Source organism: Bradyrhizobium sp. WSM4873, assembly GCF_055811355.1.
Window position 1 is genome coordinate 160,680 of record NZ_JBVVPS010000005.1, and the last position, 16,479, is coordinate 177,158.

General features: G+C 63.6%; 15 protein-coding genes and 1 pseudogene. 7 read left to right on the forward strand and 9 right to left on the reverse strand.

Translation table 11 applies throughout. The features are described from left to right. Positions 1-50 precede the first annotated feature (50 nt). Genes AC0L21_RS10535 through AC0L21_RS10550 form a run of 4 tightly spaced genes read right to left on the reverse strand, consistent with a single transcriptional unit; the run spans position 51 to position 3,630 of the window. Positions 51-839 carry an ABC transporter ATP-binding protein gene (locus AC0L21_RS10535; RefSeq protein WP_473261148.1) on the reverse strand — a complete coding sequence of 263 codons (789 nt, stop codon included), beginning with the start codon at positions 837-839 and terminating at the stop codon, positions 51-53. 4 nt (positions 840-843) lie between these two features. After that, positions 844-1,602, reverse strand: a complete 759-nt coding sequence (locus AC0L21_RS10540) for an ABC transporter ATP-binding protein (protein WP_473260974.1) — start codon at positions 1,600-1,602, stop codon at positions 844-846. Then, positions 1,599-2,750 (reverse strand): branched-chain amino acid ABC transporter permease, encoded by a 1,152-nt coding sequence (locus AC0L21_RS10545; protein WP_473260976.1) that lies wholly within the window; start codon positions 2,748-2,750, stop codon positions 1,599-1,601. Before AC0L21_RS10545 ends, AC0L21_RS10540 begins: the two co-directional genes overlap by 4 nt. A gap of 4 nt (positions 2,751-2,754) precedes the next feature. Next, on the reverse strand, positions 2,755-3,630 hold the full coding sequence (locus AC0L21_RS10550) for a branched-chain amino acid ABC transporter permease (protein ID WP_007605146.1): 876 nt from the start codon (positions 3,628-3,630) through the stop codon (positions 2,755-2,757). Between the two features lie 276 nt (positions 3,631-3,906). Here AC0L21_RS10550 and AC0L21_RS10555 point away from each other — a divergent pair, with 276 nt between their 5' ends. The 5 genes and pseudogenes from AC0L21_RS10555 (at position 3,907) to AC0L21_RS10575 (ending at position 8,856) form a co-directional block, all read left to right on the forward strand. Beyond that, complete coding sequence (locus AC0L21_RS10555) at positions 3,907-4,656, forward strand: ABC transporter ATP-binding protein (RefSeq protein WP_473260978.1); 750 nt, start codon at positions 3,907-3,909, stop codon at positions 4,654-4,656. Beyond that, positions 4,653-6,220, forward strand: a pseudogene (locus tag AC0L21_RS10560) (permease). Before AC0L21_RS10555 ends, AC0L21_RS10560 begins: the two are co-directional and overlap by 4 nt. A gap of 68 nt (positions 6,221-6,288) precedes the next feature. Continuing rightward, positions 6,289-7,101 carry an MBL fold metallo-hydrolase gene (locus AC0L21_RS10565; protein WP_473260980.1) on the forward strand — a complete coding sequence of 271 codons (813 nt, stop codon included), beginning with the start codon at positions 6,289-6,291 and terminating at the stop codon, positions 7,099-7,101. Positions 7,102-7,166: 65 nt separating this feature from the next. After that, positions 7,167-7,688, forward strand: coding sequence for a hypothetical protein (locus tag AC0L21_RS10570; RefSeq protein WP_473260982.1), 522 nt, complete (start codon positions 7,167-7,169; stop codon positions 7,686-7,688). A gap of 118 nt (positions 7,689-7,806) precedes the next feature. After that, the gene (locus AC0L21_RS10575; protein WP_473260985.1) at positions 7,807-8,856 is read left to right on the forward strand and encodes an amidohydrolase family protein; all 1,050 of its coding nucleotides are present in this window, start codon (positions 7,807-7,809) and stop codon (positions 8,854-8,856) included. Positions 8,857-8,952: 96 nt separating this feature from the next. Here AC0L21_RS10575 and AC0L21_RS10580 read toward each other — a convergent pair whose 3' ends face one another. After that, positions 8,953-9,408: a cupin domain-containing protein gene (locus AC0L21_RS10580; protein WP_473260987.1), complete on the reverse strand. Its 456-nt coding sequence runs from the start codon at positions 9,406-9,408 to the stop codon at positions 8,953-8,955. A gap of 235 nt (positions 9,409-9,643) precedes the next feature. Between AC0L21_RS10580 and AC0L21_RS10585 the strand changes: the two genes are divergently transcribed. Further along, a complete protein-coding gene (locus AC0L21_RS10585) occupies positions 9,644-10,198 on the forward strand; it encodes a hypothetical protein (protein WP_473260989.1) in 555 nt (184 codons plus the stop codon). On the opposite strand, the gene AC0L21_RS10590 is transcribed toward AC0L21_RS10585, so the two are convergent. Both AC0L21_RS10590 and pcaB read right to left on the reverse strand, forming a co-directional pair. Beyond that, complete coding sequence (locus AC0L21_RS10590) at positions 10,199-11,455, reverse strand: aminopeptidase (RefSeq protein ID WP_473260991.1); 1,257 nt, start codon at positions 11,453-11,455, stop codon at positions 10,199-10,201. 113 nt (positions 11,456-11,568) lie between these two features. Then, positions 11,569-12,930, reverse strand: a complete 1,362-nt coding sequence (gene pcaB, locus AC0L21_RS10595) for a 3-carboxy-cis,cis-muconate cycloisomerase (protein WP_473260993.1) — start codon at positions 12,928-12,930, stop codon at positions 11,569-11,571. Between the two features lie 430 nt (positions 12,931-13,360). On the opposite strand from pcaB, the gene AC0L21_RS10600 reads away from it, so the two are divergent. After that, on the forward strand, positions 13,361-14,920 hold the full coding sequence (locus tag AC0L21_RS10600; RefSeq protein WP_473260995.1) for a winged helix-turn-helix domain-containing tetratricopeptide repeat protein: 1,560 nt from the start codon (positions 13,361-13,363) through the stop codon (positions 14,918-14,920). Positions 14,921-14,963: 43 nt separating this feature from the next. Here AC0L21_RS10600 and AC0L21_RS10605 read toward each other — a convergent pair whose 3' ends face one another. After that, positions 14,964-15,386: a GFA family protein gene (locus tag AC0L21_RS10605; protein WP_473260997.1), complete on the reverse strand. Its 423-nt coding sequence runs from the start codon at positions 15,384-15,386 to the stop codon at positions 14,964-14,966. A 229-nt stretch (positions 15,387-15,615) separates the two neighbouring features. Continuing rightward, positions 15,616-16,401: a methanethiol S-methyltransferase gene (mddA, locus tag AC0L21_RS10610; RefSeq protein WP_473260999.1), complete on the reverse strand. Its 786-nt coding sequence runs from the start codon at positions 16,399-16,401 to the stop codon at positions 15,616-15,618. Positions 16,402-16,479: the final 78 nt, after the last annotated feature.

The window sequence follows — 16,479 nt, forward strand, 5'->3', positions numbered from 1 at the left end:
CGCCAATTCTTCCTTCAACGCCAAGTCTTGCTTCAGGGCCAAGTCTTGCTTCAACGCCAAGTCTTCTTCTTTTTCCAGCGCCGCTCGCCTCGTGCGCCCGCTTCCTTGGCGCCAAGATAGAATTCCTGGATGTCCTTCGAATGCATCAAACGGTCGCAGCTGTCGTTCATCACGATCCGGCCGATCTCCAGCACATAGCCATAATGCGCCGTCTCCAGCGCCACCTTGGCGTTCTGCTCGACCAGCAGGATCGACATGCCCTGCTCCTCGTTGACGCGGCGTATGATAGCGAAGATCTCCTTCACCAGGATCGGCGACAGCCCGAGCGAGGGCTCGTCGAGCAGCAACAGCGTCGGCCGGTTCATCAGCGCGCGGCCGATCGCGAGCATCTGCTGCTCGCCGCCGGAGAGCTGTCCGGCCGGCTGGTTGATGCGCTCCTTCAGCCGCGGGAAATAGCCGTAGACGCGCTCCAGATCGTCCGCGACACCATCGCGATCGCTGCGCGGATAGGCGCCCATCATCAGGTTCTCGCGCACGGAGAGGAACGGGAACACCTCGCGTCCCTCCGGCACGTGGCTGAGGCCCAGCCGCACGATCCTGTCCGCCTCCATGCGCTGGATCGACTTGCCCATGAACTCGATGGCGCCCTTCTGCGGATCGAGAATGCCCGAGATCGTCTTGAGCACCGTGGTCTTGCCGGCGCCGTTGGCGCCCAGCAGCGTGACGATGCGGCCGCGCGGCACTTCGAGCGAGATGCCGCGGATCGCCATGATCGGCCCGTAATAGCTCTCGATGTTGGAGAGTTTCAGGATGATGTCTGGTGTCACCACGGCATCCATCGCGTCAGGCTCCCAGATAGGCGGCGACGACATCGGGGTGCTGTTGCACTTCGGCGGGCGAGCCCATCGCCAGGACCCGGCCGTAGTTCAGGGCGATGACGCGGTCGGAGACGCGGTTGACCAGTGACATGTCGTGCTCGACCATGAGCACGGTGACGCCGAGTTCGCTCTTCAAGTCGCGGATCCAGAACGACATGTCGTCGGTCTCCTCCACGTTGAGGCCCGAGGACGGTTCATCGAGCAAGATCAGCTTCGGCTCCGAGCATAGTGCGCGCGCCAGCTCGATCACCTTGCGCACGCCGTAGGGCAGACCCGAGATCAGCTTGTCGCGGTAAGGCTCGAGATCGAGGAATTCGATGACCTGCTCGACCCTGCGGCGATGCAGCTTTTCGTCGGCCCGTACGCTTGGCAGGAACAACAGCTCCTGCCAAAGCTGTGTGGTCGAATGCCGGTGGCGGCCAACCAACAGGTTCGACAGCACGGTCGCATTCTCGAACAGCTCGATGTTCTGGAACGTGCGGGCGATGCCGAGCCTTGCGATGTCATGGGGCGGCTGCTCGGTGATGTCCTGATCCTCGAAAAAGATGCGGCCCGAGGTCGGCCGGTAGATCCGCGAAATCAGGTTGAAAATCGAGCTCTTGCCGGCGCCGTTGGGCCCGATGATCGACAGGATCTCGCCCTTCTCGACCGCGAACGACACCGCATCGACGGCCTTCAGCCCGCCGAAGTGCAGCGACAAGCTCTCGGCGCGAAAATAGCTCATCGGTTGCGCTCCGACTTCACGTAGATCTTCTGCCGCTTGAAGGTGGCGCGCTTGTAGAGCGGGAACAGCTGGAAGAAGAGTTTGATCTTGAGCCAGCGGCCGTAAAGCCCGAGCGGCTCGAACAGCACGAACAATACGATGATGATGCCGTAGATCGCGCCTTTCAGGCCGTTGAGCGAGGCAAAGGCGGCGACCTTGGACTGGATATTGGCCGCGGCTTGCGTGCCCGCTCCGAAGGTCGCGGCAATGCCGGCGATGATGCCGGGCATGTCGTCCTTGAGGTAGGTCAGGAACGGATCGATCATCACGATGAAGATCGCTCCCAGCACCGCGCCGTGCAGGCTGAAGGTGCCGCCGATCAGGATCACGATGATGAACTCGATCGAGAGCTGGAGCGTGAACATCTCCGGCGAGATGAACGAGAGCTTGTGCGCGAACAGGACGCCGGCGAAGCCGGTGATCGCCGCGGAGATCGCAAAGGACTTCACCTTGTACAGCGCGACATTGACGCCCATGCTGCGCGCCGCGGTCTCGCTGTCGCGGATCGCGACGAAGGCGCGCCCCGTCGGCGAGCGCAACAGGTTGAGCGTGCCGACGATGGTCAGCACCAGCACGGCGAGGCAAAGGAAATAGAAAGTGGGGCTGTCGCGCGAGACGGCGACCCCAAACAGCGACACCGCCTTGATCCGCATGCCCTCGTTGCCGTTGGTGACGCTCTCCCAGCGCGCCAGAATCTCCTCGACGATGAAGGCGAAGGAGATGGTGGCGATGACGAGGTAGATGCCTTGCAGCCGCAGCGCGGGGAAGCCGACCAGCGCACCGATCAGCCCGGTCAGGAGCCCTGCGGCGAGAAAGTAGACCGGGAACGGCACACCATATTTCTGCAGATAGGCCGCCGTATACGCACCGATCGCGAGAAACGCCGCATGCCCGAGCGAGGCTTGCCCGGTGAAACCCGTCAAAATCAACAGCGCCACGCCGACTGTCGCGTAGATGCAGACGAAGACGAGCTGGCTCATCAGATAGCTGGAGAGCACATAGGGCGCGATCAGCAGCACGGCCAGCAGGAGACCGTATGAGACGTAATAGCCCGAATGCGGAAACAGCCTGATGTCGTCCTCGTAGTCGGTCTTGAACAGGAAGCGCATGCGTTCAGACCTTCTTGCGGACGTGAAGGCCGAACAGGCCTTCGGGCTTGAGCAAGAGCACGGCGAGCAGCACGATGTAGGGCGCGACGTCCTTCCAGCCCTCGGCCAGATAGAAGCCGGCCATACTCTCAATGACGCCGATCAGGACGCCGCCGACGACGGCGCCCGGGATCGAGCCGAAGCCGCCGAGCACGGCGGCCGGAAACGCTTTCAGGCCCAGCACGAGACCGACATTGGAATGGATGAAGGTGATCGGTGCCAGCAGCACGCCGGCGCAGGTCGCAACCGCCGCGCTGATCGCCCAGACGATCGACACCACGCGCTTGACCGGGATGCCCATGTAATAGGCCGCCAGCATGTTCTCGGAACTTGCGCGCATCGCGGTGCCGAGCGTGGTCTTGTTGAAGAACAGCCAGAGCAGCGCGCAGAGGATGACCGTCGCCGCGATCACCGAGAGCTTGTCATGGGCGAGCACCAGCGAACCGATCCGCAGCACGCCCTGGCTGAATGGCGTGTCGATCTTGAAATCATCGGTGCCCCAGATCATGCCGGAGACCGAGCGCAGGAAATAGCCGAGCCCGATGGTGGCCATGATGATGGAGAATTGCGGATAGCCGAGGATCGGCCGCACCACCACGCGCTCGGCCAGCATGCCGAACAGCGCCATCGCCGCCACCGCGCCGGCAAAGCCGACCCAGTAGTTCAGCCCCATCATGCCGATGAAGGTGAAGGCAAAGAAGCCGCCCAGCATCATCAAATCGCCCTGGGCGAAATTGACGACCTCGGTGGCCTTGTAGACGAGCACGAAGCCGAGCGCGATCAGGCCGTAGACGCAGCCGAGCGCAACACCGCTGACCAGCTGCTGAACGAAATCCAGCATCGTCGCGCATCCTCCCGATACAACCGGCGGTTCTTCCTGACCGCCTTGCCGCATCTTGTGTTCAGTCGCTACGCAGTCGTTTCGCTGCGTTCGCGCCATTCGTCCCTTCGCCAATTCAGCCTGAACCGCCAAGCGCTGTCAACAAACGGTGACTTGAAACGGTGACTTGCCTTTAGTCCTATCCGGATGACGGAATTTGCGGCAGCGCGATTCACGGTGCCGAAACATCTTCGGGTCATGGTCGCGAGCGATGCAAAACCGCAAGGTGTGGCCGTGATGAAGCGGGACGACTCGGCGCTCGAAGTCATGGGGTTAACGAAGCGTTTTGACCGTCTGGCGGTCGATAACCTCGATCTCACCATCCATGCCGGCGAATTCTATGCGCTGGTCGGCCCCAACGGTGCCGGCAAGACCACCACTTTGCGCATGGTTGCAGGCCTTTTGCGGCCCGATGCCGGCGCGGTCTCCATCTTCGGCATCGATGCGCTCCAAAACCCTGTCGCCGCCAAGCAGGTGATGGCGTGGGTCTCCGACGAGCCCATGATCTATGACAAGCTCACGCCGCTCGAATATCTCGAATTCGTGGCCGGTCTGTGGGGCATCGCACCATCCCTCTCGGAACCGGTCGCAGCGGAGCTCCTGAACTCGCTCGGGCTCGAGCCGCACCAGCATGAACGCTGCGAGGGTTTTTCCAAGGGCATGCGCCAGAAGGTCGCCCTCGCCGGCGCCCTGGTGCACGATCCCCGCCTCATCATCCTCGACGAGCCGCTGACGGGACTGGACGCCGTCTCCGCCCGCCATGTCAAGGGACTCCTCAGCGAGCGCGTCCGCGCCGGCTGCACCGTCATCATGACCACGCATATCCTCGAGGTCGCCGAACGCATGGCCGACCGCATCGGCGTGATCGCAGCCGGCCGCCTGGTTGCCGAGGGCACGCTGACCGAGCTGCGCCAGCAAAACGGGCACGCCGATACCAGTCTGGAAGATCTCTTCATCGCGCTGGTGACACTCCAGGAAGCCGCATGAGCTCGGCCACCGCGCTGTCCTGGTTCGCGCGCCACGAGTTCCGGCTCGCCTGGCGCGAATGGCTCGCCATGATGACCGGCGGGCGGCGCAAACGAACGCGTGCCGCGGTGATCGGCCTGCTGTTCTTCGCGGCGCTGCTGCACGTGCCGGCCTGGGCGGTGATCGGCCGCTTCGCCGACCTGCAATTGCCGCTCGACAAATCCTCGCTGATCGTGATTTCGGCGACGATTTTTCTCGCCTGGACGCTGATGCTGTCACAGGCGATCGAATCGGTGACCCGGGTTTTTTACGCACGCGCCGATCTCGACCTCATCATGTCCTCACCCGCGACACTGGCCAATCTGTTCTCGGTGCGCATCGCTGCGATCGCGCTCGCCATTACGGTGATGGCGCTGCTGTTCTCGACGCCTTTCATCGACGTGCTGGTATTCGGGGGCGGCGCGCGCTGGCTCGCAGCGTTCGGCGTCGTCGTCGCGATGGGCCTGTCGGCCGCAGCGATCGCGATCGCCGTCACCATCCTGCTGTTCCGCCTGATCGGTCCGGCGCGGACACGGTTCGTCGCCCAGATCCTCGCCGCCATCATCGGCGCCGGCTTCGTGATCGCGCTCCAGGTGGCCGCAATCATATCCTACGGCACGCTGTCGCGCTTCACCATCCTGACCTCGGGCACGATCGCCAACTACGCGCCCGATGCCGATAGCATCTGGTGGTGGCCGGCGCGGGCGGCGATGGGCGACGCCGAAGCGCTGCTGCTGCTCCTGGCGCTCGGGCTCGTGCTGCTCGGAAGCGTCATGGCGACCTTCTCGGGCCGCTTTGCGGACACGGCGATCGATGCCGCCGCCTATGCCGCGTCCGGCCGTCGCAGCGCGAAGGAGCGCCCGTTCCGCGGCGGATCGCGGCAGCATGCCCTGCGGCGCAAGGAATTTTCACTGCTCTGGCGCGATCCCTGGCTGATCTCGCAGACGCTGATGCAGCTGCTCTATCTGGTGCCGCCGGCGTTGCTGCTCTGGCGCAACTTTGCCGACAGCTCCGCGGCGCTGACGCTGATCACGCCCGTCATCGTCATGGCGGCGGGACAACTCGCCGGCGGGCTTGCCTGGCTGACGATCTCGGGCGAGGACGCGCCCGACCTGGTTGCGACCGCGCCGCTGACGCCGTCCAGCGTCATCCGCGCCAAGATCGAGGTGGTGCTGATCGCAATCGCCGTGATCTTCTGCCCGCTGATCGCGGCGGTAGCTTTCGCCTCGGCGTTCCAGGCCGCGGTCAGCGCCGGTGCGGTGATCGTCAGCGCGGCCTCCGCGACCGCAATCCAGCTCTGGTTCCGGGTGCAGGCCCGGCGCAGCCAATTCCGCCGCCGCCAGACCTCGTCGCGGCTTGCGACCTTCGCCGAGGCGTTCTCCTCGATCGGCTGGGCTGCCAGCGCCGCGCTGGTGCTCACGCTGCCCATCGTCGGTCTCGTCAGCGGCCTGATCACCGCGGGCCTCGTCGCCATCACCTGGAAGTTCAGCCCAAGGCGGGAGTGATAAAGGGCCGGCGTGAGGGTGGGACACTGACGCGCTGTTGATCGCGCGTCGTTGGCCACGCGCTGCATTGCAAGCTAGACTTTCCCCTGAAGTCATCGGGGATGGATTCATGCGACGACTGGTTTCGGCGGCTCTGGCGCTGTTCGGCGCATTCCTCTCGCCTGCCCTCGCCCAACAGCCACAACGCAGCGAATGCCTGGCGATGGCGAATGCGGCGCCACGCGTCATATCGGTCGCGTTCAGGCAGGCGGCGGCCGCGCCCGAGGTCGAGATTACCTATGCCGGACATTCCACCTATTTCATCGACACGCCCGGCGGCTTGCGCATCGCCACCGACTATAGCGGGGCCTACCAGGTGGGACGGCTGCCCGATGTCGTCACCATGAATCGGGCCCACAGCACGCACTACTCTTTATATCCCGACAAGCGCATTCCTCGTGTGCTGCATGGCTGGGGCGAGGACGGCAAGCCGGCCATCGTGTCGGAGCGCATCGGCGACACCTTCATTCGCAACGTCACCACCGACATCCGCCGCTATTTCGGCGACGATTCCGGCGCCGACATGATCCGCGACGGCAATTCGATCTTCATTTTCGAGGTCGCGGGCCTCTGCATCGGCCATCTCGGCCATCTTCACCACAAGCTCGACGACAGCCACTTTGCCCAGATCGGACGGCTCGACATCGTGATGGTGCCGATCGACGGCACCTACACCATGTCGCTCGACGGCGTCTCCGAGATCACCAAGCGGCTGCGCGCCTCGGTGGTGCTGCCGATGCACCGCTTCGCCACCCCGCTCGACGATTTCATGCAACGCATCGGCCAGCAGTTCGAGATCGACCGCCGCATGGAACGAAGTTTCCGGATCTCGAGGGATGCGTTGCCCTCGAAGCCGACGGTGATCATTCTCGACGGCGTCTGACGCGCAATTTTCTCCAAGTCGGCTGCCGCCCGATCGTGCTGATCTCCTGAGCATAGGAGATCGACATGACCGACTTTGCGAGATTATTGCACGCGGAGGGACCGAACCCCGAGCACGCGGCGGCGCTCCAGCTTTATGGCCGCTTCGTCGGAGATTGGGACGCCGAGATCACCGCCCATGGACCCGATGGAACGAAGCATACCGCCCCCGGCGAAATCCATTTCGGCTGGGTGCTGGAGGGCCGCGCCGTGCAGGACGTCTGGATCATTCCGCGCCCAACCGGCAGCCCGGCCTTGCCGATCGCCGGCAACTGGTACGGCACGACGCTGCGGGTCTACGATCCGACCATCGATGCTTGGCGGATCTCCTGGTTCGATCCCGGCCGCTGCATATTCCGCCAGCAGATCGGCCGTCCACGCAATGCCGACATCGCGCAGGAAGGCACGACCGAAGCCGGCGAACTGACGCGCTGGAGTTTTACGGAAATCACCGAGGATTTCTTCCACTGGCTCGGCGAGGTCAAGCCGGCCACTGCAACCGATTGGCGGCTGGTGGTCGATGTGAGGGCGAAGCGGCGCAAGGGTTGATGACGGCGCCGCCGTGCCCGCGATGACGGGTGCGGTTGCGCAACGCGCGCTGCTGCGCGCGATGACGAGGTGCTAGGCTCCCCCGAACAAGAAGCATACGTAAGGGGAGCGAACACCGATGGCAGCAAGCGGTCTGCCCGCCAACACGAGCGGGCTATTCGTCGAGCCGCGCGAGGACTGGCTCGCGCTGCATCGGGAGGAGATCATCGATCCCTCGCGGCCGATCGTCGATCCCCATCACCATCTCTGGAATCGCGGGCACCGCTATCTGATCGAGGAGATGGCGGCCGATATCGCCTCCGGCCACAACGTCACCGCCACCGTCTATGTCGACTGCCGCTCGATGTATCGTGCGCACGGGCCCGAGGCGTTCCGGCCGGTGGGCGAAGTCGAATTCGCCAATGGCGTCGCCGCGATGAGCGCCAGCGGCGGTTACGGCAAGGCCGCGATTTGCGCCGGCATCGTCAGCCACGTCAATCTGCTGCTCGGCGATGCCGCAGAACCGGTGCTGGAGGCCGAGATCGCGGCAGGCAATGGTCGCTTCCGCGGCATCCGGCATTCCTCGGCCTGGGACCAGGATCCTGCTGTCGCCGGCATGTATGCGAGCCGACCGCAGGGATTGCTGCAGGACCCGACCTTCCGCAAGGGCTTTGCCTGTCTCTCGCCGCTGAACCTGAGCTTCGACGCCTGGCTGTTCCATCCGCAGATCGGCGAGCTGACCGAGCTCGCCCGCGCATTTCCCGACACCAGGATCGTGCTCGACCATTGCGGCGGCCCGACCGGAATCGGCCGCTTTGCCGGACGGCGCGAGGCGGTGTTTCCGCAATGGCGCGCCTCGATCCAGGAGATGGCTAAATGCGAGAACGTGGTGGTGAAGCTCGGCGGGCTCGCGATGTGCCTGCTCGGCTACGACTTCCATTTGCGCGAGAGGCCGCCGTCATCCGAGGAGCTTGCCGCGGCCTGGCGGCCTTATATCGAGACCTGCATCGAGGCGTTCGGCGCGAGGCGCGCGATGTTCGAGAGCAATTTCCCGCCGGACAAGGGCCAGTGCAGCTACCAGGTGATCTTCAACGCCTTCAAGCGTATCGCGGCGCCCTTGAGCGAGACCGAGAAGACGGCGTTGTTCTCGCAGACCGCGAGCAATTTCTACCGGCTCGATTTGCCTTAAAGGGATTGGCGCCATGACGAGAAGGGGGCCGGGATGTTGATCCCGGCCCCTCTTCCGTCGTGACCGCTGGGAAGCGTCCTTGAAACTGATTGAACTCTAACCGGCGCCCATCAGCGAGGCCGGACGGCGCTCGCCTGTGGAGACGAAGATCTTCTTGAGCTTGTTGACGACGCGGATCAGGAAGCCGATCATCACGGGATTGGTCTTGCGGCAGAAGGCGATCTTCTTGACCTGGCCTTCGACATGCCATTTGGCATGCGCACCGTTGCGGAAGAAGATGACGTCGCCCGGGCCGTAGCGCTTCGGCGGCATGCCGTCGCTTTCGAGCACGATCGATCCTTCCATGATCATGATCGTCTCGTCGATGTCGTAGTACCAGTTGAATCGGCCTTCGGTGCAGGCCCATATGATGGTCGAAGCGGTGCCGTCGGCGCTGGTGGACAGGATGTGCGAGCGCGACACCGGATTGCCCTCGATGATCCAGGACGGCTCGATCGGCCGCAGCTCAAGCTCTACATTGCAACTGCTGATTTCAATCAATGTGCGCGACATCTGTTCCCCCAGGGGATAAAATATGATCCGCCGGGTCTCGGCCCGGATTGTTCAAAGATGGCGGGAACGCTAGTAGCCGGTTTTTAATTCTTTCTTACGCAGGGCCCGACAATCAGCCGCAAGTTGCAGACGCGAAACGGTTAACGTCCCAATTTCCCTGCAATTTCGCACACATGAACCCTTCTTTTTCGGGGTGCGACAAAGTGCGCGAAGCTATCTGAAAGGAGCCATACCGATGCCCCTCACCCCGGAGGTTCTCGCAGCTCAAGGCGAGGTCGTCGCCTGGCTCGGCAGCCTTGATGTCTCCTTCGCAACCGACGAGGAGCCCTGGTTCACCGTCGACGGCATCGAAAGCCCCTGGCAGATCGGCAGTGACGGCTCCGGCGGCGCGTTCGTGCTGCTGCCCTCTCAGAACGTACTCTACGTCTCGTCGGAAGGCCGCGCGGGAATCGTCGCGGAGAGTTTCGAGGCTTTCGTCCAGCTCGTTGTGGCGCGCCCCTATTGGCTCGACATCCTCAAATTTTCCGCCGGCGGTGACCTCCATGAGATGCGGCGGGCGGCGGACGCGCTGGAGGCGACACTCGACGACGAGGACGACGTCAACGAGGCCCGCGAGCAAATCCGCGGGGGTCTCGACCTGCCCGAGGCGAATGATCCGGTCGGTGCGCTCTACGACGCGGTGGCGGCCTCCGACGCCGTCGTGCGGGCCACCGACGGCAGCCCGTTCACGACGCTGTTTAACCGCTTCAGCATCGACAACAGCCCGATGCTGCGCAACGCGGCGGCGTAGTTACTTCGCCCATTCGCCCTTGCGAAACACCGGCACCTTGCTGCCGTCGGCCAGAATGCCGTCGATGTCGGTCTCGGCCGAGCCGATCATCCAGTCGATATGGATCAGGCTCTGGTTGCCGCCTTGCGCCGCGATCTGCTGCGGCGTGAGCTGCGCGCCGTTGACGAAGCACTTCGAATAGCACTGGCCGAGCGCGATGTGCGAGGCCGCGTTCTCGTCGAACAGCGTGTTGTAGAACAATAATCCACTCTGCGAGATCGGCGAGGAATGCGGCACCAGGGCCACCTCGCCGAGACGGCGCGCGCCCTCGTCGGTGTCGAGCACCTTGTTCAGGACCTCCTCGCCGCGCGAAGCCTTGGCGTCGACGATCCTGCCGTCCTCGAAGCGCACCGCGATGTTGTCGATCAGCGTGCCCTGGTAGGACAGCGGCTTCGAGCTCACGACATGGCCGTAGACGCGCCGGCAATGCGGCGTGGTGAAGACCTCTTCGGTCGGGATGTTGGCGTTGCAGCTGATGCCGTTCTTGGACAGCGAGGCCCCGCCCTCCCATTCATGACCATCGGCGAGGCCGATGGTGAGGTCGGTGCCCGGGCCCGAATACTGGAGCGCGCGGAAACGCTGGCCGTTGAGCCAGTTGGTGCGCTCCCGCAGCACCGCATTGTGGCTCGCCCAATTGGCCGGCGCGTCCTCGCGATCGACGCGGGACGCCGCGAAGATCGCGTCCGCGAGCTTGCCGATCGCGACCTCTTCAGGATCGTTCGGAAAGACTTGCTTCGCCCAGGACGGGCTCGGATAGGCAATGATGTTCCAGTTGGTGTCGAAATTGACGATCTTTTCCAGCGCCGGCTGATAGGCCATGGAATTGGCCTTGCTGGCGCGCGCGACCTTGGAAGCATCTTCGCCCGAGAGCAGCATCGGATTGTCGCCGACGATGGCAAGACGCGCGGTGTTGTTCGAGAACGCCTTGGCCATGCCCTCGTAGAGCCAGTTGGCGGCGCGATCGAAGCTGTCGTCGTGACCGTGACGGTAGCGCGCCAGCGTCATCTCTTCGTCCGAGAGTATGGGCGTCACGATGCCGGCGCCGGCCTTGTAGGCATGCACGGCAATCCGCCGCACCAGCGGCAATGCGATCGCAGGTGCCGTCAAGAGCAGATCCTGGCCCGGCCGCAAGCCCAGACCAACCTTCACCGCCACCTCGGCCAGCCGGTCGAGCTTCACGGGATCGATGGGAGTGGAAGTGATGCGTTGACCAGTCATGTCGGATCCTCTGCCGAACGTCTCTTGCTCAATTTAAGTCTAGCATCGCTGGACACAAGTGCGCGAGTGCCTTGCGACACCCCAAAGATACGCGGTTTCGCGCATTTTGGTTTTCAACGCGTTGCCGATTTCAGCACCCGGTCGACCATGGCGGGAGCAAGGCCGAGGTAATTTTTCGGTGATGTCAACGCCTCGATCGTGGCACGGTCGATTCTGACAGAGACGCGGGAATCGGACGATAGCGCGTCCGCCAGCGTAAGACCTTTCTCATGGGCGAGCCGGCAGGCGTCGTAGACCACGTCATGGGCCTCCTGCCGCCCGATCTGCGGCGCGAGCCCCATCATGACGGCTTCGGCCACGATCAGACCGCGGCTGACGGCCAGATTCTCGTTCATCTTGCTTTCGTCCACGATCAGGCCGGCGAGCGCAAACTTCGCCTGGTGCAACGCGCCGGCGGTCAGCACGAAGCTCTCGGGGATCGCCATCCATTCGGCGTGCCAGGGCCCGGTGGCGCGCTCGAAGTCCTGCACCATGGCATCCAGCATGAGGCCGGCGTGCTGGCGCACCGCCTTCGACGCCGCGAGCATCAGTTCCGAGGAGATCGGGTTGCGCTTCTGGGGCATGGTCGAGGAAGCACCGCGTCCCTTGACGAAGGGCTCGTAGACCTCGGCGAATTCGGTCGAGGCCATGATCATGATGTCGAGCGCGATCTTGCCGAGCGAGCCGGTGACGAGCGCCAGGAAGTTCACGGCCTCGGCAAAACCGTCGCGTGCGACATGCCAGGTCGAGGCGGGAACGCCAAGCTTCAGTTCGGCGCAGAGCGCTTCCTGCACCTCGAACCCCTTGTCGCCGAGCGAGGCCAGCGTGCCGGCGGCGCCGGCGAACTGGCCGACCAGGACGCGCGGCTTCAATTCACGGATCCGCTCGGCATGGCGGTCGAACATAGCGAGCCAGATCGCTGTCTTGTAGCCGAAGGTGACCGGCAGCGCCTGCTGAAGATGGGTGCGGCCCGCCATCGGCGTGTCACGGTAGCGCTTCGAGAGGTCGGCGAGGATTGTGCGCAAGCTCGCGATGTCCTGCTCGACGATCTCGAGCCCGGCGCGCAGTTGCAGCACCACGGCGGTGTCCATGATGTCCTGCGTGGTCGCGCCCCAATGCACATAGCGGCCGGCATCGCCGCATTGCTTCACAATCTGATGCACCAGCGGCAGGATCGGATAGCCGACGACATCGGTCTCCTGCCGCAACAGGTCGAAATCCAGCACGGCAGCGTCGGTCCGAGCCGCTATCTGATCGGCGGCATCCTGCGGAATCACCCCGCACTTCGCTTCCGCCTTCGCCAGGGCGACCTCGACCTCGGCATAGCGCGCGACCGTCGCGATATCGGAAAACACCTCCCGCATCTGCGGCGTGCCGAAGGCATCGCGGAACAACATGGAATCCAGCACGGTGGTCGAGGCATGAAAAGCGGGCATGGGCGTTTCTTCTGGTTGGTGTTTTGTGTGAGGGCAGCTTACGCACACGGAACTGTTCGGCAATGGACATTCACTATTCGGCAGGTATTCGATGCTGTCGCGAAGGCCAGGACAACATGGGAAGCTGCCGCACGCCATTGCCTCAACACCGTCATTGCGAGGAGCCCTTGCGACGAAGCAATCCATGCTGTCTCCGCGGCGACAGGCTGAATTTGCTTAGCTGCGCTCGCAATGACGTGAGGAAATCGCGACAATCCGGCCGAAACGGCTTTATTCTAATCCAGGTTGCATTCCTCCCCGTAAACTGCATGCCTGCCATCACGCGATCGTGGTGAACCGGGCAGGCCCATCGGCGGACTCACAGACATCAGCCGAAATCCGTCTTGCTTTCATCATTGCCCGATGTTGCCTTGAGGTCTGAGTTTTCGACGTGCAGTTTCTGTTCCGGGATCACCTGCTCGATACCGACTTGCGCGAGCTGAGCCGCGAGCAGGTTCCCGTTGCCGTGGAGCCGCAGGTGTTCGATCTCGTCGTCCACCTCATGGAGAACCGCGACCGGGTGGTCAGCAAGGACGAGCTGATCGACAAGATCTGGCACGGGCGCAGCGTCTCCGAATCCACCCTGACCAGCCGGATCAATGCGGCACGCAAGGCGGTCGGAGACAGCGGCGCGAGCCAGGCGCTGATCCGCACCATCTCGCGCAAGGGTTTTCGTTTCGTCGGCGACGTCGAGACCAAGCGTGGGGCGACCGCGCCGGAATCCCACTTCGGAGCGAACCTTCTGCAGGCCCCGCTGCCGCTACCGGACCGGCCGGCGATTGCGGTGCTGCCCTTCACCAACATGAGCGGCGACCGCGAGCAGGATTATTTCTCCGACGGGATCAGCGAGGACATCATCACCGCGCTGTCGAAGCTGCGCTGGTTCTTCGTCATCGCGCGTAACTCCTCCTTCGTCTACAAAGGCCGCGCAGTGCATATGAACGAGGTCGCACGCGAGCTCGGCGTGCGCTACGTGCTCGAAGGCAGCGTGCGGCGGAGCGGTGATCGCGTGCGCATCTCCGCGCAGCTCAACGACGTCTCGACCGGCAGCCATCTCTGGGCCGAACGCTACGACCGCGAGCTTGCGGACATCTTCGCGGTGCAGGACGAGATCACCGAGGCGATCGTCGCCGCGATCGAGCCGCAGCTCTATACCGCCGAGAGTTTTCGCGCCCAGCAGAAGCCGCCGGGAAGCCTGGATGCCTGGGACCTCGTGATGCGCGCATTGTCGCATTACTGGCGCATCACCCGCGAGGACAATGCCGCCGCGCAAGGACTGCTCGAAAAGGCCGTCGCGCTCGATCCCACCTATGGCAAGGCGCTCGGCCTGCTCGCGACCAGCCACATCTTCGGCGCGCATATGGGCTGGTCCGACATGGCCGTGACCGTGCCGGTCGCCGAGCGCGCCGCGCTCGCGGCGGTGGAGGCCGATCGCGAGGATGCCTGGGCCCATCATGGCCTGGCTTATACCTATCTATTCCGCCGCCGCTTCGACGACGCGCTGGCCGAATTCGAGCTGGCGCTGAACCTCAATCCGAACTTTGCGATGGCGCATGCCTTCTACGGCGTGACACTGTGTTACGCGGGACGATGGCAGAACGGCGATGTCGCCGCGCGCCGCGCGCTGCGGCTGAGCCCGCGCGACCCGCTCGCGGCGATCTATTGCGGCGTTGCCGCCTATGCCCGGTTCATCGGCCGCGATTACGAAGGAGCCGCACAGATGGCGCGCGAGTCGATGCGGCAGCGCGCCGATTTCGTCGGCGCGCATCGGGTGCTGACGGCCGCCGCCGGCATGTCGGGGGATTCCGCGCGCGCGGCGTCCGCCCTGGAAGGCTTGCGCCGCGCCCAACCCGGCATCTCGCTCGCCTGGATCACGCGTGAGCTGCCGATGCTGCGGGACGAGGATCGCGAGCATTACCTTGAGGGATTGCGGCGCGCGGGGATGAGGTAGCGAATTTCTCCTCTCCCGCTTGCGGGAGAGGAGATGGGGGCCGCTACTCCTGCATCATCTCGCCGCTGCCGCCGAACTCGGCCGGGAAATCCTTGAGCTTGGGCAGGCCGTCACGCATTGGCAGCACCGTCTCGGCGTAGTTGACGTGGACGCCGGGCGTGAACGCGAGAGTGGGGATAGCGGCGGTGAAGACGTCGATCAGGCCGAGCGGCGGATGGTTGGTCATCAGATGACCGCCGCATTTCTTGCAATACTTGCGCTGGCTGAGCGGCGTCTTGGTAAACGTCTCGACGTTCTCTGTACCTTCGGTGATGCGCACCGCTTCGGGCTTCCACAGACTGAAGGCATTCACCGGACCGCCCGACCACGAGCGGCACGAGCTGCAATGGCAATAGCCCATCGCCTCCGGCGCACCCGTGACCTCGATCGTGACTGCGCCACAGAAGCAGTTTCCAACATGTTTCATTAGGTCGTCTCCGTTGATGATTGTTGAGATTCCTCTCCCCGCTCCTGTTTGCCGAGAACTCGGCAAAAACGAATGCGGGGTCGCGACGAGCTTTGCTCGCACTGATAGCGTCAGGGTGACGGGGGATCACCCCGAGAAGCGTTGAAGGTTGCGTCCGGCAGGATCCGTTACGCGCCTCGGCGCCGCCGCGCGTCCTCCTTTCGGCGGACGCGGCCGAACGACGCGTAAGCTATACCGACTTGCGCCAGGGAATAAGCATCGAGACCCGTTGTTTGTACTGCCGGTACTCGTCGCCGAAGAGGTCGATGAGATCGTGCTCCTCCAGCGCGATGCCGACGAAGATGTAGAGCGTGGTCACGGCGGCGAACAGCAGATGGCCCGCGGTCATGACCGGCGCCGCCCAGAACGCGATGATGAAGCCGAGATAGATCGGATGACGGACGAACTTGTAGAGCAGTGGCGTCTTGAAGCGCGGCGGCGACGCCTCCTTGCCAACGAGATGATTGGTCACCTGATGCAATCCGAACAGCTCGAAGTGATTGATGATGAAGGTCGAGGTAAACACCAGCACCCAGCCCACCAGCGACAGCGTGACGATCGTCACAGCAAGATCCGGGTTCGCGACATCCCATATGACCGTGGGCAGCGGGCGCCACTGCCAGAACAGGAGGAGCAATGACAGGCTCGCAAACAACACATAGGTGCTGCGCTCGACCGGCTTGGGGACGTACTGCGTCCACCAGGCCTTGAATTGCCGGCGCGCCATCACGCTGTGCTGGACCGCAAACAGGGCCATCACGAGCAGATTGATGATGACGGCCTCGGCCGCGGGTGTATCGGTCCCGGTGTCGATGGTCTTCGGCACCACCAGCCCCATGACGAAGCCGATGGCGTAGAGAATGGTGACGAAAAACACGAGATACGCCGCAATTCCGTACAGAAAGGCGATGAACTTGAAAATGCGTGAGCCCGCAACCGGGCCGATAGGATGAACCTGATGATCAATTTGGGTCATAAACAGCTCCGTTGTGCCAAAACGCCGGCACTTCATTGGTCGCTGCACCATGCCGCACCCGAGGTCCCAAGACTTTCG